Source organism: Kordiimonas aquimaris, from assembly GCF_025574485.1.
Classification (GTDB): Bacteria; Pseudomonadota; Alphaproteobacteria; order Sphingomonadales; family Kordiimonadaceae; genus Kordiimonas; species Kordiimonas aquimaris.
The window spans coordinates 568,355-589,350 of the sequence record NZ_JAOBPO010000001.1 but is presented as its reverse complement, the minus strand read 5'-3'; the positions used below and the strand labels follow the sequence as shown (position 1 = coordinate 589,350).

At 48.2% G+C, this 20,996-nt stretch carries 20 protein-coding genes; 10 read left to right on the top strand and 10 right to left on the bottom strand.

What is annotated here, in order from left to right; all coding sequences use genetic code 11:
- Positions 1 to 62 precede the first annotated feature (62 nt).
- The 9 genes from ccmI to ccmA all read right to left on the bottom strand — a co-directional run bounded on the left by ccmI (position 63) and on the right by ccmA (position 6,971).
- Positions 63 to 1,166, bottom strand: a complete 1,104-nt coding sequence (ccmI, locus tag OEU88_RS02780; protein WP_262693574.1) for a c-type cytochrome biogenesis protein CcmI — start codon at positions 1,164 to 1,166, stop codon at positions 63 to 65.
- The gene (locus tag OEU88_RS02775) at positions 1,163 to 1,633 is read right to left on the bottom strand and encodes a cytochrome c-type biogenesis protein (RefSeq protein ID WP_262693573.1); all 471 of its coding nucleotides are present in this window, start codon (positions 1,631 to 1,633) and stop codon (positions 1,163 to 1,165) included. Before OEU88_RS02775 ends, ccmI begins: the two co-directional genes overlap by 4 nt.
- The gene (locus OEU88_RS02770) at positions 1,630 to 2,160 is read right to left on the bottom strand and encodes a DsbE family thiol:disulfide interchange protein (protein WP_262693572.1); all 531 of its coding nucleotides are present in this window, start codon (positions 2,158 to 2,160) and stop codon (positions 1,630 to 1,632) included. The genes OEU88_RS02775 and OEU88_RS02770 overlap by 4 nt, the downstream gene beginning before the upstream one ends.
- Positions 2,160 to 4,136, bottom strand: a complete 1,977-nt coding sequence (locus tag OEU88_RS02765) for a heme lyase CcmF/NrfE family subunit (protein ID WP_262693571.1) — start codon at positions 4,134 to 4,136, stop codon at positions 2,160 to 2,162. Before OEU88_RS02765 ends, OEU88_RS02770 begins: the two co-directional genes overlap by 1 nt.
- Position 4,137: 1 nt before the next feature.
- Complete coding sequence (ccmE, locus tag OEU88_RS02760) at positions 4,138 to 4,635, bottom strand: cytochrome c maturation protein CcmE (protein WP_262693570.1); 498 nt, start codon at positions 4,633 to 4,635, stop codon at positions 4,138 to 4,140.
- A complete protein-coding gene (gene ccmD / locus OEU88_RS02755; protein ID WP_262693569.1) occupies positions 4,635 to 4,799 on the bottom strand; it encodes a heme exporter protein CcmD in 165 nt (54 codons plus the stop codon). Before ccmD ends, ccmE begins: the two co-directional genes overlap by 1 nt.
- Positions 4,796 to 5,518: a heme ABC transporter permease gene (locus OEU88_RS02750; RefSeq protein ID WP_262693568.1), complete on the bottom strand. Its 723-nt coding sequence runs from the start codon at positions 5,516 to 5,518 to the stop codon at positions 4,796 to 4,798. The genes ccmD and OEU88_RS02750 overlap by 4 nt, the downstream gene beginning before the upstream one ends.
- A 71-nt stretch (positions 5,519 to 5,589) precedes the next feature.
- Entirely contained in the window at positions 5,590 to 6,288 is a 699-nt protein-coding gene (gene ccmB / locus OEU88_RS02745; protein ID WP_262693567.1) for a heme exporter protein CcmB, read from the bottom strand.
- On the bottom strand, positions 6,285 to 6,971 hold the full coding sequence (ccmA, locus tag OEU88_RS02740; protein WP_262693566.1) for a heme ABC exporter ATP-binding protein CcmA: 687 nt from the start codon (positions 6,969 to 6,971) through the stop codon (positions 6,285 to 6,287). The genes ccmB and ccmA overlap by 4 nt, the downstream gene beginning before the upstream one ends.
- 130 nt (positions 6,972 to 7,101) lie before the next feature.
- Here ccmA and OEU88_RS02735 point away from each other — a divergent pair, with 130 nt between their 5' ends.
- Both OEU88_RS02735 and OEU88_RS02730 read left to right on the top strand, forming a co-directional pair.
- On the top strand, positions 7,102 to 8,559 hold the full coding sequence (locus tag OEU88_RS02735; protein WP_262693565.1) for a phospholipase D-like domain-containing protein: 1,458 nt from the start codon (positions 7,102 to 7,104) through the stop codon (positions 8,557 to 8,559).
- 121 nt (positions 8,560 to 8,680) lie between these two features.
- Entirely contained in the window at positions 8,681 to 9,802 is a 1,122-nt protein-coding gene (locus OEU88_RS02730; protein ID WP_262693564.1) for an MBL fold metallo-hydrolase, read from the top strand.
- Between the two features lie 40 nt (positions 9,803 to 9,842).
- Here OEU88_RS02730 and OEU88_RS02725 read toward each other — a convergent pair whose 3' ends face one another.
- Positions 9,843 to 10,367, bottom strand: coding sequence for an Mpo1 family 2-hydroxy fatty acid dioxygenase (locus OEU88_RS02725; protein WP_262693563.1), 525 nt, complete (start codon positions 10,365 to 10,367; stop codon positions 9,843 to 9,845).
- Between the two features lie 145 nt (positions 10,368 to 10,512).
- Between OEU88_RS02725 and OEU88_RS02720 the strand changes: the two genes are divergently transcribed.
- The 8 genes from OEU88_RS02720 to OEU88_RS02685 all read left to right on the top strand — a co-directional run bounded on the left by OEU88_RS02720 (position 10,513) and on the right by OEU88_RS02685 (position 20,976).
- A complete protein-coding gene (locus tag OEU88_RS02720; protein WP_262693562.1) occupies positions 10,513 to 11,376 on the top strand; it encodes a crotonase/enoyl-CoA hydratase family protein in 864 nt (287 codons plus the stop codon).
- 109 nt (positions 11,377 to 11,485) lie between these two features.
- On the top strand, positions 11,486 to 12,427 hold the full coding sequence (locus OEU88_RS02715) for a winged helix-turn-helix transcriptional regulator (protein WP_262693561.1): 942 nt from the start codon (positions 11,486 to 11,488) through the stop codon (positions 12,425 to 12,427).
- A gap of 103 nt (positions 12,428 to 12,530) precedes the next feature.
- Positions 12,531 to 14,030, top strand: coding sequence for a carotenoid oxygenase family protein (locus OEU88_RS02710; RefSeq protein WP_262693560.1), 1,500 nt, complete (start codon positions 12,531 to 12,533; stop codon positions 14,028 to 14,030).
- 40 nt (positions 14,031 to 14,070) lie between these two features.
- Positions 14,071 to 15,297 carry an acetyl-CoA acetyltransferase gene (locus OEU88_RS02705; protein ID WP_262693559.1) on the top strand — a complete coding sequence of 409 codons (1,227 nt, stop codon included), beginning with the start codon at positions 14,071 to 14,073 and terminating at the stop codon, positions 15,295 to 15,297.
- A gap of 70 nt (positions 15,298 to 15,367) precedes the next feature.
- Positions 15,368 to 16,228, top strand: a complete 861-nt coding sequence (locus tag OEU88_RS02700; RefSeq protein ID WP_262693558.1) for a DUF1295 domain-containing protein — start codon at positions 15,368 to 15,370, stop codon at positions 16,226 to 16,228.
- A gap of 119 nt (positions 16,229 to 16,347) precedes the next feature.
- A complete protein-coding gene (locus tag OEU88_RS02695) occupies positions 16,348 to 16,941 on the top strand; it encodes an RNA polymerase sigma factor (protein WP_262693557.1) in 594 nt (197 codons plus the stop codon).
- Entirely contained in the window at positions 16,934 to 17,983 is a 1,050-nt protein-coding gene (locus OEU88_RS02690) for a FecR family protein (RefSeq protein WP_262693556.1), read from the top strand. Before OEU88_RS02695 ends, OEU88_RS02690 begins: the two co-directional genes overlap by 8 nt.
- A 260-nt stretch (positions 17,984 to 18,243) precedes the next feature.
- Positions 18,244 to 20,976 (top strand): TonB-dependent receptor, encoded by a 2,733-nt coding sequence (locus OEU88_RS02685; protein ID WP_262693555.1) that lies wholly within the window; start codon positions 18,244 to 18,246, stop codon positions 20,974 to 20,976.
- Positions 20,977 to 20,996: the final 20 nt, after the last annotated feature.

Here is a 20,996-nt window from a genome sequence, read left to right as displayed (position 1 = left end):
TTCTACTTGCCTAATCGGATACTTTCCGCGCCACATCATAATGGCCAAACGTAAAAGCGTTATTAAGGATCAATATTTACCAGCAAATTGTCAAGAAACGCTTGTAATTCTGCTGCATTTTGATCTGAAACGGCCAAAATTCCACTTTTTAGTGTGGAAATTGCACCTTCTCTGTCACCCATAGCGAGCTGTGAACGTGCAAGCATCGCCCATCCATTGGGATCATCAGGTGATGATTCGAGGCGTTCTTGTAGGCGCCCCATCATCGACTGGATAAACACTTCACGTTCTTCTGTGCTCATCGCATTAACCGCGTCGATGTCTGCACTGCTCAATTGCGGCGGGGCAACGCCCAGCGCTGCAAGCTGCCGGTTTATAAGCGGTAGCCATGGTGCATCCGGCGAAGAACGGTCTGCCAGTGCAAGCCATGTAGATTTAGCACCAGCTTCGTTACCAGCCTGCAATTGGGTTAAACCAACATAAAATTGTCCTGCTGGGTGGTTTGGTTCAATGTCCATTAATGCGGCAAGCACCAACCGTGCCGCAGGCGTGATCTGACCATTTGCATGTGCGACAAAAGCTTCAAATTCTTCTAGCCGCCAATCAGGGTTTTGTGGGTTCATGCGCGCTAATTCACCGAAGGCTTCCGCTGCTAATGCATAGTCACCAACGGCACCCGCAGATTTTCCAAGCACCTCCCAACCACGCATATCACGCGGATTAAGTACCAGATGCGCTTGCACCTGTGCAATTGCTTCACCAAATGTTGGACCGCCTTCTTCGATTGATCGCTCTTCGGATTGCTCCCGCTCACTCTTGGCCGCAGAAGGCGTGTCAGGAGAACCTAACACTGTATACACACCGAAAACCGACACAACCATAAATGCCGCCAAACCAGCTAATGCACCTTTGGAAAGATAGTCACCTGATAAAACTACTGAGGCAGTCTTACTTTGTCCTGCACGCAACATGCGCCGTTGAATTTCGATACGTGCCGCATCAGCAGCAGCGCCTTCAATGACACCTGTTGCAACATCTGCATCAATTTCAGCCAGCTGTGCACGGAAATGATCAATTGGATCAATGGTATTCTGCTTCCTCTTGCCACCAACCAGCAAAAGCAACAAAGCAACAATCGTCAGGTTAACAAAGACAAGCCAAATCATTGCTCGCCCTCCAGCAATTTATCCAGTTCTGCTTTTTCACTATCTGACAACGGCGCCATTGCAGCTTGACGGGTTTCATTTTTTTGTTGCCGACGAAACAATAACAAAGCAAGCGCAACAAGTGCCAACAACGGCGACGCCCACAGCAAATATGTTGATGGATTAAAAGGTGGCTTTAACAACACCCAATCACCGTAACGATCCACAAGATATGCCCGAACATTGTCAGGTGTATCGCCCAAGGCGACACGCTCTCTTACAATGGCGCGCAAATCACGTGCTAAATCTGCGTTCGAATCCTCAATAGATTGGTTTTGACATACCAAGCAGCGTATCTCTTTCATTAATGAACGCGCCTGCGCCTCCAATACCGGGTCAGGCAACGGCTTTTCATCAACAGCAACCGCAAAAGCGGCACCTGCAACCAAAAAGGCTGTCACTATAACAACTACAAACTGCCGGATCATCGCAGTTTCTCCAGCTCAGGCACTAAACGTTTCCGCAATCCATCACCAACTATAGGCCCCCAATGCCGGTAGCGTACAATACCATCACCATCGACAAGAAAAGTTTCCGGCACACCTGTCACACCCCAGTCAATGGCCACACGGCCATTTTGATCGATACCCGTTTTACTGAACGGATTACCCAACTCGGTCAAAAAGGCACGTGACCGATCCGGACTGTCCTTATATGCAATGCCGTATATCGGTACACGGTACTGACCCGCCAGCACCATCAGGCTTTCGTGTTCTGCGCGGCAAGGTACACACCAGCTGGCAAAAAAGTTCACAAGTACAGGCTTGCCTATTTTCAAATCAGCTGTTGTTAGCGGCGGGTTACCACCCTGCAAGCTTGCAAGTTCAAATTGCGGCGCAGCACGTCCAATAAGAACACTATCGAGCTCTTTTGGGTTTTCACCAGAATTCATACGCGCAAGAAATAGTGCAAAAAGCCCAAGTACAATAATAAGCGGGATAAAACGATTGATCATCACACACTCTCTTTCACAGCAATTTTTTTCCGGCCTGTCGGCAAACCAAGCCGCAAACGGCGATCAGAAAGAGAAAGCAACCCGCCGATCATCATCATCAAAGCTCCTGCCCACAAAGCCGAAATCATAGGCTTGAAGTACAGTCGAACCGACCAGCGGTTCCCGCCTGCCGCCTCGCCTATCACGGCGTAAAGGTCACCTGTGAATAGCGGATAGATTGCGGCTTCTGTTGTATTCATAACAGGGTTTGAATAAACACGGTCTTCAGGCAGCAAAGTTGTCACAAAATCATCGCCTTCAGCGACGGTAAAGAAACCGCGCACAGCACTATAGTTTGGACCTGCAACAGGGGCAACGCCGTCAAAAGTAAATGTGTGCCCAGCGACCATTGTACTATCGCCCGGTGCCATCACGAGCAATTGCTCATCGGTAAATGCTTCGCTAACGGTCACTCCCAAAATAATAACGGCAAGGCCTGCATGCGCTATGCTCATGCCCCATTGTGCACGTGTGATTTTCCGCAGCCGACCAAAAGCATTTCCTGGCGATTGCCAAAGTTTAATGCGGCTAGCAATTTCAGCAAACACGGCGGTCAATAACCAAACAGCTAACCCAAGACCAAAAGCGGTCATAACCACCCCGCCAGACTGTGACCATACGAGCGCCAAGCCTGCAATCAGAGCAACGACAAGTGCCGGCAACACAATCTGCATTGCTTTTGGAAGCTTGCCGCGTTTCCAGGCTAGTAAAGGCCCAATCCCGAGTGCCACAACAAGTGGGCTCATGAGCACGGCAGCAGCGTATTCAAAAAATGGCGGCCCTACTGTTATTTGGCCAGCGCCCGATGCTTCAACAAACAGCGGATACAATGTACCAATCAACACAACAGCCGCAAATGTGGACAGGAATATATTATTAACAACCAAGGCACTTTCACGGCTAACAATACCGAACAAACCGCTGGGCACCATTTTGGGGGCGCGCCACGCATAAAGCGCCATCGACCCACCAATGACAATTGCAAGAAATGCCAGAATAAAAACGCCGCGCTCAGGATCAACAGCGAAAGCGTGCACACTGGTAAGAATGCCGGACCGCACAAGAAAGGTACCAAGCAGGCTGAATGAAAAAGCAATGATTGCAAGCAACACAGTCCAGCTTTTCAACGCATCACGCTTTTCAACAACAATTGCTGAATGCAGAAGCGCAGTCGCGGCGAGCCACGGCATAAAGCTTGCGTTTTCAACTGGATCCCAAAACCACCAACCGCCCCAACCGAGCTCATAGTATGCCCACCATGACCCTAGCGCGATACCACCTGTCAGAAACACCCATGCCAGCAGCGTCCATGGGCGAACCCAGCGCGCCCACAATGGCGTCACTTCGCCTTCAAGCAATGCTGCAATCGCAAACGAAAACGATACACTTAGTCCAACATAACCAAGGTAAAGCATGGGGGGGTGAAATGCGAGACCAGGGTCCTGTAAAAGCGGATTAAGACCGTTGCCTTCAAACGGCGCTGGGTCAAACCGCAAAAACGGATTGCTGGTGAGCAAAATGAAGCTGACGAAACCAAAAACAAGAAGGCTCTGGACAGAAAGCACACGTGCCCGGAAGCGTAGCGGCAATTTGGCACCACGCCACGAAACCAATGTGGCAAAAAGCGTTAAGATGAGCACCCATAAAAGCAAACTACCCTCATGATTGCCCCATACGCCTGATATTTTATAAAGGAGGGGTTTTAGCGTATGCGAATTTGCGGCCACATTGGATACTGAGAAGTCGGACACCAGAAACGCATAGGTTAACGCAGCAAACGCAGCAAGGGCCATCAGGAATTGGACATAAGCCGTGCGGTCTGCCAGTTGCATCAATCGGGTATCACCCTTAACAGCCCCAATCTGCGGCAGTACGGCACCTATTGCTGCTGCAACAAGTACCCAGATAAGTGAGAAGTGACCAATTTCACCAGCCATATTAGCCGCTTACCAGATAAGAGGCTGTACCATATGTGCTTGCCGCAGCTTCAGGGTGTACACATTGTTCTTCAGACTTAGGTAAAGTTCCGGGCGGTGCATAATTTTCATCATGTTTGGCTAAAACGGTCGACGCTACAAAAACACCGTTTGCGTTTAACGCCCCCTCGGTAACCACCCCTTGTCCTTCCCGAAACAGGTCTGGCAATAATCCTTTGAACTGAACATCTTGTGAAGCAGCACAATCCGTGACAATAAAGTGGTAAGTCAAACCATCATCTTCTTTAAAGAATGAGCCACTTTCCACCAAACCACCCAGCCTAAAGTGTTTGCCCTGCTCGATACCACGCGCCTTTATTTCTGACGGCTGTAAAAACAAGCTCAGGCTATCACCGCCAAGCGCAAACAACACCAAAAGCGTTGCGCCTATCAAACTCGTTAGTCCTATGGAGACAACCAGCAAGCGTTGTTTTTTCCGTGTTTTCAATCCCGCTGCCATCAGCCCTCTTCCTTGCGGCGGCGGCGCATGGCATCCACTTGCAATAATACTGCATTTGCTCGCGCACGTGACCGCAAAACAAGCGTGACAAGCGAAATGGCGCTTAGCCCGTATGCGGTCCAAACAAACGCACCGTATCCGCCCATATTTAAAAATTCAGTCATCCACCTGCTACCTCATTCATACGCATCACCGAAAGCTTGCGCAGGTTAATTTCCAGTCGCATCCGCCAAATAAATGCGACAACAAAGTAAGCTTGATAACCAACAGCCACCAACAGTAAAGGCCACAACATATCACTATGAATGGTAGGGCCATCAAGGCGCATCACACTGGCTGGTTGATGCAATGTGTTCCACCAATCAACTGAAAATTTAATGATTGGAATATTTACCACACCAACAAGCGCAAGAATGGAAGCGGCGCGACCAGCCTTTTCATCGTCTTCAACCGCCTGCCAAAGAGCCATGTAGCCAAGATATAGAAAAAACTGGACTAGCACAGAGGTTAGCCTGCCATCCCATACCCAATATGTGCCCCACATGGGCTTGCCCCAAAGTGCACCAGTAATCAGCGCAAGTGCCGTGAACATTGCACCAATCGGTGCTGCTGCTTTACCGGCAATTAATGCAAGCGGGTGCCGCCAAACAAGCGCCGTAAAGCTAGCTACCGCCATTACCATGTACACAAACATGCCCATCCATGCGGCGGGCACATGCATATACATGATGCGCACACTTTCACCCTGCTGATAATCTGCGGGGCTATCAAAGAGCGCAAAATACAAGCCTGACGCCAACGTCAATACCATAACAGAAAACGCCCACGGCATGACGCTGTCAGCGAGACGGTTAAATTGAGCTGGGTTGGCGAATCTATGCATGGCTACTACCTAAACTGATCCGAGGCTGGCGACAAGTGCGACGCACTGTCCCACATATACTTTTTCATTGTTTATTCCATTGCCAGCTTAAGCGCCATAACTGATGCCCAGATGCCGGCAACAATCGCCATCAATGAAACAGCGCCCAAAAGGGCCAAGTGCGGCAACGGGTCAACAAGGTTAACGGCTGCATCCACGGCGCCTACACCGAATATGAGTGTTGGCACATAAAGCGGCAGCACAATCAGTGACATCAACACACCACCACGGCGCACGGCAACGGTTAACGCAGCACCTACACTACCAATAAGACTGAGGGCGGGCGTGCCTATTAAAAGCGAAACAATTAGTACAACAAACCCATCTGCATTGAGGTTCATCATAACACCTAAAAACGGCGCAAGAACCGCAAGCGGCAAGGTAGTTGAAAGCCAATGAGCCAGCACCTTTGCACACACAACACCGAGAAAGCCGACAGGTGACAGCACAAGATCGTCCAGTGAGCCATCTTCGAAATCTGCTTGATAAAGCCTGTCCAGACTTATCACGCAGGCGAGCAACGCAATGACCCACAACACACCCGGCGCAATACGTGCCAGTACCTGCGGTTCTGGTCCTACACCAAACGGGAACAATGAAACAGCAATCAGAAAAAAGCCAATCGTTAGCGTGCTTGCACCGCCTTGAGCCCATGCAAGATGGACATCACGACGAACAAGAGCCCAAAAAGCACCAGCAGACGAAACATTAATCTTGGGTAAATGCGTCATAACCATTCGCTCTCAAGGCTATTTTGCCCAATCTGTTTCGGCGCAAAGTCATCCAAATTAAGTTCTATACCTTCAACATCTATCGGATCATGTGTCGCACTAATAATAATGCCACCTCGCTCGAGATGCGATTGCATCATAACCGCAAGTGCTTGCCGGTTATCACTATCAAGACCCACGGTTGGCTCATCCATCAACCATATTTGCCGCGACACTAATTCAAAGCGCATCAACGCACTGCGGTGTCGTTGCCCACTTGAGAAATATTGAACAGGCTGATCAAGAAGGTGCGCAAGCGCAAATCGTTTTGCAGCAGCCTGTAAAACTGCTTGATCAAGATTTTGCCCAGTCATTACCTTCTGGAACATTGCCGCATTATCACGCAACGTCAAAGCTGGCTTCAGGCCATTCAGATGCCCAACCATTAACAGGCTGCTTTTGATATCCAAAGCTTGACCGCCTGCCTGCACCACAAATTTACCGTCACTTTGCGGCACTAATCCGGCGATTAAACGTAGCAGTGTTGACTTGCCGGCACCGTTGCGCCCACGCAAACACAAGTAGCTGCCCGCACTTAATGTAAATGACATATTGGCAAAAACAGTACGGCCACCGCGCCGGCACGTTAATGCTTCCGCCATAATTTGTGTGTCATCACTATATCTAAGCACTGCTTTATTCATGCACGCAAGCTAGCGAATGCAACGGATATGAACAAGGGCGATCATATTTATTTAGACGCTTAAAGAATGCGCTCTTCCCGCACACAAAAATATACCTATATATTAAAGCAGTTTCAAAGCGGGGAATCTCATGGATTTCGAGGCAATGGTTTGGCCGGATGGTGTTGCAATTGCATTCAGTGTGCTCGCAATACAAATATTGGTTAGCATCCATATCTTGAATACTAAGGACGAAGTCAGGTCTGCCATTGCGTGGTGTGCTGTTGTTTGGCTTGCACCGGTGTTTGGTCTTATCTTTTACGGACTATTCGGCATAAGCCGCATTAAAAGGCGCGCTGTTGCTGCGCGTGAAAAACGTGGCCTTGCGCCACGCATAACACCCTCTGGCGCTATGTCAGGGCCAACGATTACAGATATTAATGCAAACGCAGCAAATCGCTGGGTGTCACACGACCTTTTAGCGCGGCGTGTTACTGCAAGTGAATTAACGGCAGGGAATAGTGTTGAACCACTTAATGGTGGCCGTGAAGCATATGATGCAATGATCTGTGCAATTGACGGGGCAGAAAAAACTGTAGCACTCAGCACATACATTTTTCAGGCAGACCAAGCCGGGCGCAGATTTGTTGCAGCACTATTTAGAGCCAAAGAACGCGGCGTTGATGTAAAGGTGCTTGTTGATGCAGTCGGTAATCTATACGGCCTAAAACCAGTTACCAATCTGCTGCGACGTCACGGCATTGATGTAGCCACCTTTAACCCTGCCCGCGTTTCGTGGCGACTGGCATTTTTTAATCTACGCACACACCGCAAGATGCTGATGATTGATGGCAGCATTGCATTTACCGGCGGTATGAACATCCGCAAACATCACCTTGAAGACAAGCATGGCAATCAACGCGTTCGTGACACGCATTTCAAGCTTGCCGGACCGATTGTTCAACAAATGATAGAGACATTTGCTGATGATTGGCTGTTTTCAAATCAGCCAATGTTAGACGATGAAGTCTGGGCTGACACAAACGTAAAAGCTGGCGGCAAAATTGCTGCACGCGCTATTTCTGACGGACCCGATGAGCCATTCCAGAAAACAGCTATGTTAATGGAAAGCGCGCTTTCATCTGCAAGGGAACGGGTGCAGATCATAAGTCCTTATTTTTTACCGGAACAAGAGTTAGTCGCAGAACTAAAACAAGCTGCGCTGCGCGGTGTTAAAATCGATATATTGATACCGGAAAAAAATAACCTGCCATTTTTCTCTGTTGCAGCTATGTCAGGTATGCGCCAACTCGTAAGTGCTGGCTGCAATCTATATTTATCGCCACCTCCATTTGACCATACCAAACTGATGATTGTTGATGGTGTATGGACGCTTTTTGGCTCATCTAATTGGGATGCCCGTTCACTGAAGCTAAACTTTGAATTCAACGTAGAATGTTATGACCCCGATCTTGGTCAGCAAATGTGTAATTGGGTTAAACCCCGGTTTGATAAAGCCCGACAAGTAACCGTAAACGATTTGAAAAATCGCCCGCGCAGTCATCGTATTTTTGGGCGTATCATGTGGCTTGCAAGCCCTTACCTATAGGTACTGTTGTAATCAACCTAAGAACACGGTTTATCGTGCCCAGGAAACCATCTGGCGTTCTTAATTGTTGTTAAGGACGAGCAAGCCCCCCTCTTGAACCAAACAAACAAGAGGATCACCCATGACTGTTATCACTTTATGCCAAAAAATAGCGAGCAAATGGCTTCTTATTAGCCTGAACGTGCTTGTGTTTATGACGCCTCCAACATCAGCAGACCCTTTTATCCCGACATTCGAAGAGCTAGCACCTGGCGTATGGGTTGGTATAAGAGAAGACAATCCACGTAATCCCGTTATGGGCACAGCAACCTTTGTCATCTCAGACACAGGTGTTGTGGTATATGATGGTGGCGGCTTACCGCTTTTTGCAGAGCGTGTGATTAAAAAAATCCGCAGCCTAACAGATAAGCCTGTCACTCATGTTGCTATCAGCCATTGGCACGGCGACCACAACTTTGGCATTCACCCATATCTTGAAGCATTTCCTAATGTGCAGGTGATTAGCCATAAATTCACGCACGAAGTGTTCAACAGCAAACGCATTCGCTATATCGACAATTACGGAACAGACACACCAAACTATAAAAAAACTGTAGAGGGGTATCTCGAAACCGGCAAAGACCGGGACGGTGATCCGCTCACACCTGCGCACAGAAAATACTATCAGACCTTCATTGATGATGCCGACATCATTCATGCAGACTCGCAGCGCGTAAAAATAACGCAACCAACAATCACGTTTGAAGACAAGCTGTCCATTATTTCAGGCAACCGCACAATCGAGTTTTTATATTTAGGTGATGGTAACACCGCAGGAGACATTGTCATGTGGTTACCAAAAGATAAAATAGTGGCAACAGGTGATATTGTTGTTCACCCCGTGCCGTACCTGTTCAACGTACCCCCACGCAAGTGGGCAGCCACTATGGCTAACATTAATGCACTAGGGTACGAGATACTGGTTCCCGGCCACGGCGATATTCAGCGCGACACATCATATGTGGATTTGCTGATTGAGTTATCCAACTCAATTGCTGATCAACGCGATACATTATTAGCTGAAGGCCTAAGCGAAGACGAAGCAAAGGAAAAACTTGATTTTTCAGCGTTTGAAAATCGTTTCACAGGCGGCGACCCCTACCTGAAAATTTTCTTTGAGGGTTGGGCAAAACAACCATTCTCAAGCGCAGTTTTCAAAGCTTTGAAAGGCATTCCAATGGTTGAAATTATCCCTGAGGAATAGCGTGAAAGACAATCAAAGGTTGAAGGTGTGACACATGCCTTCAACCTGCCTCGTTTTCTGGCAAATAACGTCCCATTCTGCTTTGCATTTCACTGCGCAAGCCACCCAGCATACCAAGTGAAAACAGTATTTCTGCAACGAGGAAAGACGGTGCCATAAATATTTGTAAGGCATTATCGAATAAAGCTGGCTTTCGTCCTTCAAAAGCATGCCCCCAAAACTGAATAATCCAGCCAAGCACAAATAATACTGCAAAGGCAGTAAGAGCTATCTCAGTACCTACGCCTGCAATTTGCTGCGCTAAAACCAATAAAACCCCGTAGATAACTGCACACAATATACCTACCAACGGCACAGAAATAGTATAAACGACCAACAACGCCGCAATCAAAACACCCGACAATGTCACACTACCAAAGTCTGTATTTCCAAGAGATACTTGAGCACCCAAAACCATAAGAGAAAACACAATCATCGGCACACCTACATGGTGGGTCATCTGGTTGCGCTTATCCCGGTGGTACGCCGAGTACATCGCCATTTGCTCATAAAACCAATTACGCATAATTTTCCCCTGACCTTATCGCTATGACACATTCTGCCATGCATATCGCTGCAAATGCAAACGACGCCAATGCCAGCTCAACAGATTGCTCGACAAAGCTTCCATGTGTCCTATCATAAACTTTATGAAATGCAGGGAGCTTCACATGACATTTGAAACGATTGAGACTGAGATTGCCGAGGGTATTTATACTATACTATTAAACCGGCCTGACCGCATGAATGCCTTCACCGTTCAGATGGCACGCGAACTGATCACTGCTCTTGATATAGCAGACAATGATGATGCCGTACGTAGCGTCATTGTCTCAGGTAATGGCCGTGCATTTTGTGCAGGTATGGACCTGTCAACCGAAGGCAATGTATTTGGCCTTGATGAAACGATTGCTCCCGAAAGCCCGGACATGGTCAGAAACAGGGATGTCGGCGGTGAGGTCGTGCTACGGTTATACCGTATGAAAAAACCTGTTATCGGGGCCATTAATGGTGCTTCGGTTGGTGTTGGCTCTACCATGCAACTACCAATGGATATCAGGATTGGCTCACCGTTTTCTAAATTTGGATTTGTATTTTCGCAGCGCGGCATCACCCTTGAGAGTTGTTCAAGCTGGTTTCTGCCCAGACTTGTTGGTATTCAAAAGGCTCTCGAATGGTCTTTCCGGGGCAATGTCTTCGGTGCTGAGGAAGCGCTCGCTAATGGATTGATCTCTGAAATTGTTGATAGCGAAGGCCTTATAAAGCGCGCACGTGAGATCGCTCATGAGATAACTGAAAATACAAGCGCCGTTTCTGTCGCATTCAACCGGCAATTATTGTGGCGCATGATGGGTGCATCTCACCCGATGGAAGCCCATGCAGCTGAAAGCCGCACGATGTACCACACCAGTACGAGGGACGGTAAAGAAGGTGTGCAGTCATTCTTGGATAAAAGGCCCCCTGAATTTACCGACAGCATTAGCCAGGGCGCTCCCAGAGGTTTCAACTGGGACGAAGAGCCGCCATTCATCTAATTTCGCACAACCTGCGTATATTGATTATACATGCTTGAATAGGTAGGGTTAATCTCTCTGTTTGGCGCGTAATGTACGTAAACGCTATAGTCCAAGATGAATAAACCTCATGGCCGAAAACTTGAACCCGGTACTGCAAGCAGAAAACATGGTGAAAACCTGCTCTATTTGGCGGGCATTGGAGGTTATTGGCGATGCACCTATTTTACTTATCCTCGAGTCTATATGGATGGGGTCAGCAAGGTTTGGTAAAATTCAGGAAACAACAGGCCTGCTTAAGGCGCTTTTATCTGATCGGCTAAAAAAGCTGACCCACAAAGATATTCTGACAAAACGCAATGTGCCCGGTCTCGCGAAAACAACAGAATATGCATTAACGCCAAAAGGCGCCGGTCTGTTCTCAACAGTATTGATGCTTTATTGGTGGGAACGCAAATGGGGTATAGCACCCGCACGCAAGGACTTGCTCGTTCGCCATGAGAATTGCGGTTCCATACTGGAACCACAAACAGTTTGCGGTTCATGCAACAAAGCTTTTGAGCTCACAGACGTGGACTGGAAACCCGGCCCCGGTGTTGGCTGGATGTCTCCGTCTTATAGCAGACGCAGAAATCAAACCAAGGTACAGACAGACCAACCTTCCTTGCTTCGTGGTTCGGTTGAGATTATGGGAGACCGCTGGTCTGCTCTGGTAATGCGTGCGGTATTCACCGGCATTCGCAGGTTCGATCAAATCCAGAAAGACACCGGCGCTGTACCCAACACGCTCTCGTCTCGCCTTAAGGCACTTACTGACAGCGGCGTGCTAAAAGCAGAAACATACCAACATGCTCCAATACGAAATGAATATTTTCTCACCCAAAAAGGGTATGATTATTATTATATAATCATGATGTTGATGATTTGGGGAGATCAGCATTTTGCTGCACCCGAAGGCCCGCCCGTCTTACTGCGGCACAAATCATGTGGGGGTGATCTGAACCCATACGTATCTTGCCATTCATGCACGAAAGCCGTTACCCCGGGCGGTGTATCCATCATTACAGAATAGCTCTCTCATCTATCTTCCATATTGACTTTTCATCAAAATAGTCTCATATCACAGTAACTATTATAACCATACCAAATAGCCTTATAATAAACTGGGATAAATAATGCCAAAGCTTGTGAACAAAGTGAAAGCAACGCTCTCACCATCTGATCATCCGTATTTAAACGGCGCATGGACACCAAACTTCGAAGAGTATGATGCTGATGATATGGAAATTATTGGTACTATCCCCGACGACATTGATGGCATTTATGTCCGCAACACGGAAAACCCGGTGCATGACAGCATTGGCCGGTATCACCCGTTTGACGGTGATGGCATGCTGCATATGATGAAAATATCAGGTGGCAAGGCAGAATATAAAAACCGCTTCATTCGCACGCGTGGTTTTGAAGCGGAGGCGGAAGCAGGTGGCCCATTATGGATTGGTTGTATGGGCAACCCAAACAAGTCAAAACGCAATGGTTGGGGCGCGCACGGTCACGTGAAAGATAGTTCGTCCACGGACGTTGTTGTTCATGCCGGAGAAATTCTTTCCACATTCTGGCAGTGCGGCGAAGGTTACCGCCTTGACCCAAAATCACTTGAAACCCTTGGCATTCAAACCTGGACACCCATTGACGGTATTTCCGCCCACCCAAAAGTGGATGTGAACACAGGTGAGATGATGTTCTTCAACTATTCCACACACACACCATTTATGCATTACGGTGTGGTTGATGCGGATAACAAGCTGCAACATTACATTCCGGTTGAACTACCCGGGCCACGCTTGCCGCATGACATGTGTTTCTCGAAGAATTATTCGATCCTGAATGATTTTCCGCAATTCTGGTTAGAAGAAGCAATCAAGCAAAAGCTATACATTCCCGTATACGATGAAACCATGCCAGCACGCTTTGCGGTCTTGCCGCGTTACGGCAACCCAACAGACATCAAATGGTTTGAAGCTTCGTCAACCTACGTGCTGCATTTCGTGAATGCCTATGAAGAAGGCGACGAAGTGGTTATGGATGGGTACTTCCAAAACAATCCACGTCCTGATCCACTGCAGAGCATGCCGGAAAAATACCAGATGCTCGGCTCTAATGTAGATTTACATTCACTGGATACCCACTTGCATCGCTGGCGCTTCAATCTCGCAACAGGTGAGACTGTAGAAGAAAAGTTATACGACGATGAGATCGTAGAATTTGGCACGATGAACCAACAGATCGCTGGCGAAAAACACCGCTATATATACAGTGTTGTCGGCGAAGATGGGTGGTTCCTGTTTACCGGGCTGATTAAACATGACCTCGAAACCGGAGAGGCACAACGATACAATTTCGGCGAAAACCGCTTTGGTTCCGAAGCGCCGTTCATACCACGCATCGGTACGGTAGATGAAGACGATGGCTATATCATCAGCTTCATAACAGACATGAACCTGAACAGATCAGAATGTGTTATTCTTGATGCCAAGAATATTGAAGCAGGCCCTGTTTGTCAGATCATTTTGCCCCACCGTATTTGCAGTGGCACACATGCCGTTTGGGCAAACGCAGATGAGCTGGTGATGAGTGCTGGCGCTGAGCTTGATCAACTGAAAGCTGCGGAATAATCACAGCAACCGCAGCATAGTGGTCAAAGAAAGAAAAACCATGAGCGACGTTTATATCCTTGGTGGTCATCAAACTGATTTCTCTTTGAATTGGTCGCGGCAAAACAAAACTATTTTTGATGTTTTCTCGTCCGCACTTCTTGGAGCGCTGGAGAAAACCAAACTAGACGCCAAGGATATTCAAGTCGGGCATGTTGGCAACTTCGTTGCTGAACTGTTTGCAGGACAGGGTATGCTGGGCGGCTTTTTCGGCCACGTACACCCCGACCTTGCAGGCATGCCCGCCTCGCGCCATGAAGGGGCGTGCGCATCAGGCTCTCTGGCAATTTTAGCCGCCATGAGTGACATTGAAAGTGGCCGCTATGACTTGGCTTGTGTGGCAGGTGTTGAGCTAATGCGCAATGTCACCGGTCAACAGGCTGCGGACAATCTAGGTGCCGCCATTTGGGTTGGTGAAGAAGGTGAGGAAGCCACATACATCTGGCCCGCCATGTTTTCCAATCTGGCAGAAGAATATGACCGCCGCTACGGCCTGAAATACGACCACCTTGCGGAAATCTCTCGCATCAACTTTGCTAACGCACGCCGTAATCCAAACGCACAGGCAAGGGAATGGAATTTCACGGACGAGAGCTTTACGGCACATGATGGCGCCAATCCGGTAATTGAAGGCTGGATGCGACGTCAGGATTGCAGTCAAATCTCCGACGGGGCTGCGGTTATCTTCCTTGCAAGCCCTGAGCGTGCCAAACAGTATGCTGATGAACGTGGTATTCCGTTGGAAAGCCTTGCACGCATTCGTGGTTGGGGACACACAACAGCACCAATGTTGATGCAGCGTAAGCTGGATGATAGCGCAGGAGCGGATTACATCTTGCCCTGGACCCGCAAGGCCATTACTGACGCCTATGCGCGTGCCGGTATTTCTGGCCCAGAGCAGCTGGATGCTATTGAAACACACGACTGCTTTTCTGTTACCGAATATATGGCGATTGACCATTTTGGCCTAACCGCACCCGGCGAGTCGTGGAAAGCAATCGAAGAAGGCCGAATTGGTCCAAAAGGCGCGCTTCCAATTAACCCGTCTGGGGGTTTAATCGGCCTCGGGCATCCGGTAGGCGCTACAGGAGTTCGCATGATGCTTGATGCCTTTAAACAAGTCACTCATACTGCTGGTGAATATCAGGTAGCGGGAGCAAAAACGGTAGCCACATACAATGTTGGCGGATCCGGAACCACCAATTGCTCATTTATAGTTGAGCGCTAAAGCGCACATAGTGCAATCCTAAACAGTGTTTTATCCGTATAGTGGTTAACCAACAGGGGAGGACCAACCAATGAAGACAATTATTACAATAATTATCAGCACACTTATCGGCCTTGCTGTCGCTTGGGCTGGTGGCCAAGGCGGCACGATGCTGGGTGCAACATCCCTGTTTTTCGCATGCGGCGTTCTGGCATTTCTCATTAACTGGGCGGTCTATATTCCTGCTAATATTTTCAAGACAGAAAAATACTATGACTTGACTGGGTCCATCACTTATCTCAGCGTCACAAGCTATGCAGTCTTTATGTCACCCGGGTTAGATTTACGCGGTAAAATCGTTGCAATATTGGTAGTTGTATGGGCCTTGCGTCTAGGAAGTTTCTTGTTCGCACGCATAATACGCGACGGTAAAGACAGCCGATTTGACAAGATCAAGATAAATCCTCTTCGCTTCCTCGTCGCCTGGACACTCCAAGGTCTCTGGGTCGTGCTAACGGCTGCATGCGCCCTCGCGGTCATCACATCTGCAAACCGTGTTCCTCTGGACATGTTCGCATACACAGGCCTCGCTGTTTGGGTGATTGGCTTCGCGTTTGAAGCCATTTCTGATCAACAAAAGAAAGCATTCAAAAGTGATCCCGCCAATAAGGGTAAATTTATCTCTACCGGTTTGTGGGCCTGGTCACGCCATCCCAATTACTTCGGTGAAATCACACTTTGGCTCGGCATCGCGATTATCGCTGTTCCTGTATTATCCGGTTGGCAATGGGTAACGCTGATTTCACCGGTGTTTGTAACGGTTCTTTTAACTCGCATAAGCGGCATACCCATGCTTGAAGACCGCGCAGACAAAGAATGGGGCAATGACCCTGCGTATCAAGCATACAAAGAGAACACGCCGACCCTTATCCCAAGCCCACCAAAAGGATAAAGCAGGCACGATCAGTTCGCCGCCAGCAACCCCGAGATTGATTATGAGTGCTCAAATAGCTAGTGTGCACTCATAATTATAACTCTACGTGCAACCGGGGTTGCTTCAGAAAGCGATAAATGGCTGACCTGCTGGAAAATTTCTTGCGAAATGAAGTTGCGTTGAAGAAATATCTAAGGCGTTTTTTTTCGAAGCAACAAGATATAGAAGATGCCGTCCAGGAAACTTTTCTCAAGACTTTTGCAGCCTCAACAAAATCAGAAATCCAGAACCCCAAATCATTTCTTTTTCGGGTCGCAAAAAATACTGCGTTGAATGAGTTAGCGAAAAAAACTAACACAACAACAGAATATTTTGAGGATTCGCAAAACTCACATGTCTTAATAGATAGTGAGCAGCTTAGTGCAGAAGACCAGTTAGATGGTCGGAGAAAACTGTTCGTTTTCTCACAGGCTGTTGCGCAGCTTTCGCCAAACTGTCGTAAAGTATTGATACTAAGAAAAATAGAAGGATTGAAAGTAAAGGAAATCGCAAGACACTTGGACATGTCTGTTAGTGGTGTGGAAAAACATATTGCTGGCGGTTTAGTTCAGTGTAGTCAATTTTTCAGAGAACGCGGGTATGATCCAGCCGAGTTTGGTGGTCGTATCAAAAAAACTGGAAACGACGCTAACACAGCGATTTCAAATCTGTTAAGAGCAAACGATGAGTGATTCTGAGAAAATAGTGTTGTTTCCCGACCTCAAGACAATTGAGGAAGAGGCTGCGCTATGGATAGCGCGCATTGACGCTCGCGGAGAACTGTCTGAATCAGAAGAACATGCCCTAAAGGATTGGGTGGCAACCAGCAATCATCATAGAGAAGCCCTTGAGCGCATGGCCGCGTTATGGGGCGGCCTCAACATATTGGATGATGTCAATTATATCGACAACGATGCCAGCCAAGATGGCCACTCACCAGCAACGAGAAGAAGGCCATGGTGGATAGGCTTGGCTGTCGCAGCATCATTGACACTTGCAGTTTGGACAAGCTTCGGCCCGCAAGAAACCAGGCAAGACTTACTCTCCAATGGTCAGTTCGCTACCAAAATTGGCGGCCAAAAAACGCTGCTTCTATCAGACGGTTCGACAATTTTTCTGAACACCAATAGTGAAGTCACTGTCGCCCTATCCGACAGCAAACGTGAAATAAACCTGATGAAAGGTGAGGCTCACTTTGAAGTCGCCCATGATCCCGAAAGGCCCTTTCTAGTTCGCGCGCGTGGCAGAATCGTTAAAGCTGTTGGCACAGCGTTTACAGTGTTTTTGCACACTGAGGCTGTGGAGGTAACCGTAACCGAAGGTGTTGTTGCACTCATACCTCAATCTAATGACAGCGATGAAATTGAAATCGACATTGCGTCTCTGGATGAGCTGATACCCCTGGCTGCCCTGACCGCAGGACAAAGTGCTGTGTTCGGAGAAGAAGTGGAAAGTCTGTCACGCATCAGTGCTGACGTACTAGATAGAAAGCTCTTGTGGCGTGAAGGGTTTATCGCTTTCGCAGGCGAACCACTTTCAACTGTTGTGGCAGACGTCAGTCGTTACACAGATATTACCATTGAAATTGATGACACGGCCCTCGAGGCACTGCCAATTGGCGGCTACTTCAAGGTAGGAGAGGTTGAAGGTATGCTCGATTCTCTGGAAGCATCATTTGGTGTACGCGTTGACCGCATTAATGAATCTCTCGTTCGTCTGTCACTGGCGCAATAACCTACCAATCAATTCCCAAGACTATTTTCAGGCATCAAGGTGCACTGGTTTGTTGTGTGAATGCAACGATACCGCGCTTAAAACAATCCAAGGGACACACTTGTTTCCTTATTCTCTGTGCTGGCCTTTATAGAAAGTTGATAAATGTACTGAGGATTTTCACTGCCCACCTGTCTTACAGGTAAGGCCGGTGAAAAAACATGGGGAGCATACTAATCACCGAGTCAAAACATAAGGGAGGACTGCGTCTGGGGAGGCGTTTGGCGCTGCATTTAGTATTAATACTATTAATGTTGTGCCGTGTAGATATCGTTAAAGCCGATATCCATACGGAAAAATATGATTTCAACATCTCCGAAGAAACACTGGGCGCTGCATTAACTGCATTTACACTGCAAGCCGGTGTACAGCTTTTATACCCTTACGAATTGGCAAGCACCAAAGGCATTAAACCCGTCTCTGGTCGGTATACTCTCCAGGAAGCGCTAGATATTATGCTGCGCGACACCTTGTTTTCCGGCGGCCTAACTGAACGCGGTATCGTGACTATTACGCGTTTGGAACAGAAACAAAAGCAAGCTCGGGAGGACTCCGTGTCTACAAGCAAAACAAAACGGTCGTTATTAGCCGGTATTTCAGCACTTGTTTTTGGCGCATCCGGCGCCACGACAGTGCAAGCACAAAATAGCGACAGCGACAGTTTGGAAGAAATTGTTGTAACAGCAACAAAACGCGCATCATCTATTCAAGATGTTGCTTTCTCAATCAATGCACAAAGCCAACTTGATATCCAGCGCTCTGGTGCAAACAACTTGGAAGACCTTTCACGCAATGTTGCCGGATTAACCATACAAAACTTAGGCCCAGGACAAAGTCAGGTGTCTATCCGCGGCGTATCTGCAGGCCAGATTGTGCGCGACCAACCGGGTGTAAAAGAACAGGTGGGTGTATATCTTGACGAGTCAGTGATTTCACTCTCACTGTTTACACCAGACCTTGACCTTTTTGACCTTAACAGGGTTGAAACACTACGCGGCCCGCAAGGTACATTGTTTGGTTCTGGTTCAATTGGCGGCACCATTCGCTACATCACGAACGCACCAAACTTTGAAGGCTTCGAAGGCTCCGTGCAAGGTGAACTAAACGCCATCGACGGTGGCAGTGTTGGCGGCAATGTAAAAGCCGCGGCCAACTTTGTGCTGGCTGAAGACGTTGCGGCACTGCGTGTCGTTGCCTACCACACAGAATACGGCGGGTTTATTGATGCCATCCGTGAGGGCGGTTCCATTGACGAAAACGTAAACACTGGCACGCGCACAGGTGGGCGTATAGCCCTTGCTTTCAAACCATCTGAAAGCCTTACCATCACACCGCGCCTGATTTATCAGGAAATTGAAACTGATGGTTTTAACCGTCAGGAGATATTCAATGTTTTCGCCAATCCATTCACGACAACACGCCCGGCTGTTACCTTCGAAGAACGCCAGCAATTCCTGCAGTTACGTGAAGGCTTTGAAGATGAAACGCTGATTGCTGATTTAACAATTGAATCAAGCTTTGATGGCTTCGACTTAACGGCTGTTTCCAGTTACACAGACCGCGAAATTCTGGTCAGCCGCGACGCTAGTGCCCTGACAGGCAGTGTATCGATTGATTTGGGCTACCCTGACAGTGCAGTACTGATCCCGTCAAACCTGCGCGACGTAACCGAAGTTGAGCAGTTCACACAGGAAGTTCGTTTTTCTTCCAATGGTGATGGCCCATTCCAGTGGTTAGTGGGTGGTTTTTATTCTGATACAGATCGCTTTTATCAGCAAACACTGCCTACACCCGGTTATGACGCTGTGACTGACGCTGTTCTTGGTGCAGGCACATCAGAAGCTGTGGCGTTGGGTGTTGGACCGACAGATTCGCCGTTCTTCTCGGAACTACCATACAGCCTAGAGCAGTATGCAGCGTTCGCAGAGCTTACGTATGACCTGACAGACAGGCTGCAAATTACCGCCGGCGGTCGCTATTATGATTACAGCGAAACACGGTCAGTGACACAGGTTGGTCTCTTTGGTAACGGTGTTGTAAATCAAGTGGATGAAACAGCGTCGGATGGCTTCACGCCGCGCATTCTAGCTCGTTACGACGTTAGCGAAGAAGTGTCCATCAATGCGCAAGTATCCAAAGGCTTCAGGCTTGGCGGTGTAAACGACCCGCTTAACACAGCGCTCTGTAATGCTAATGATCTGGCGATCTTTGGTGGTTTCCAGGACTATGATGACGAAACGCTTGTCAACTATGAAGCAGGTATCAAGGTTAATACAGGCAAGGTGCAATTCAATGCTGCTGCATTCTACACTGACATCTCTGATCTGCAGGTAACACTGGATGCTGGTTCATGTTCATCACGGATTTCATTCAATGTGCCTGAAGCACATACGCTAGGCGTCGAGTTTGAATTGAAGGCCAAACCAACAAAAGGGTTAGACCTTTCCATCGCAGGTAGTGTGATTGAAGCTGAGTTTGACACCACTGTTCTCGACAGTACAGGCGCTGTACTTGGTGGTGTAGAAGATGGCAACAGACTACCAACTGTGCCGCAATTCCAGATTGCTGCAACAGGTAGCTACAGCTTTCCTGTCGAGTTTATTGGCAACGGCGTCGAAGCTTATATTGCCGGTAACATCCAGCATGTAGGCAGCCGGTTCACGCAACCCAGTGACCAAACTGCTGGCGCGGGTGACTTTGTTTCCGGTCTGGCATTCGGCGGCGCACCAGGTACTGATGTGACCAGTGCTGACCTTGAACTTGATGCGTATCAGACACTTAATCTCAGTGCCGGTATCTACCGCGATAACTGGGAAGTTGTTGCTTACGTCAATAACGTGACAGATGAAAATGCAAACCTGTCGTTTGACCGCGAACGCGGCGGACGAGCACGTCTTGGTTTCCGCACCAATCAGCCGCGTACATTTGGATTGATCCTGCGCACTAACTTCTAAGCTGAATACTATGGGTTGGA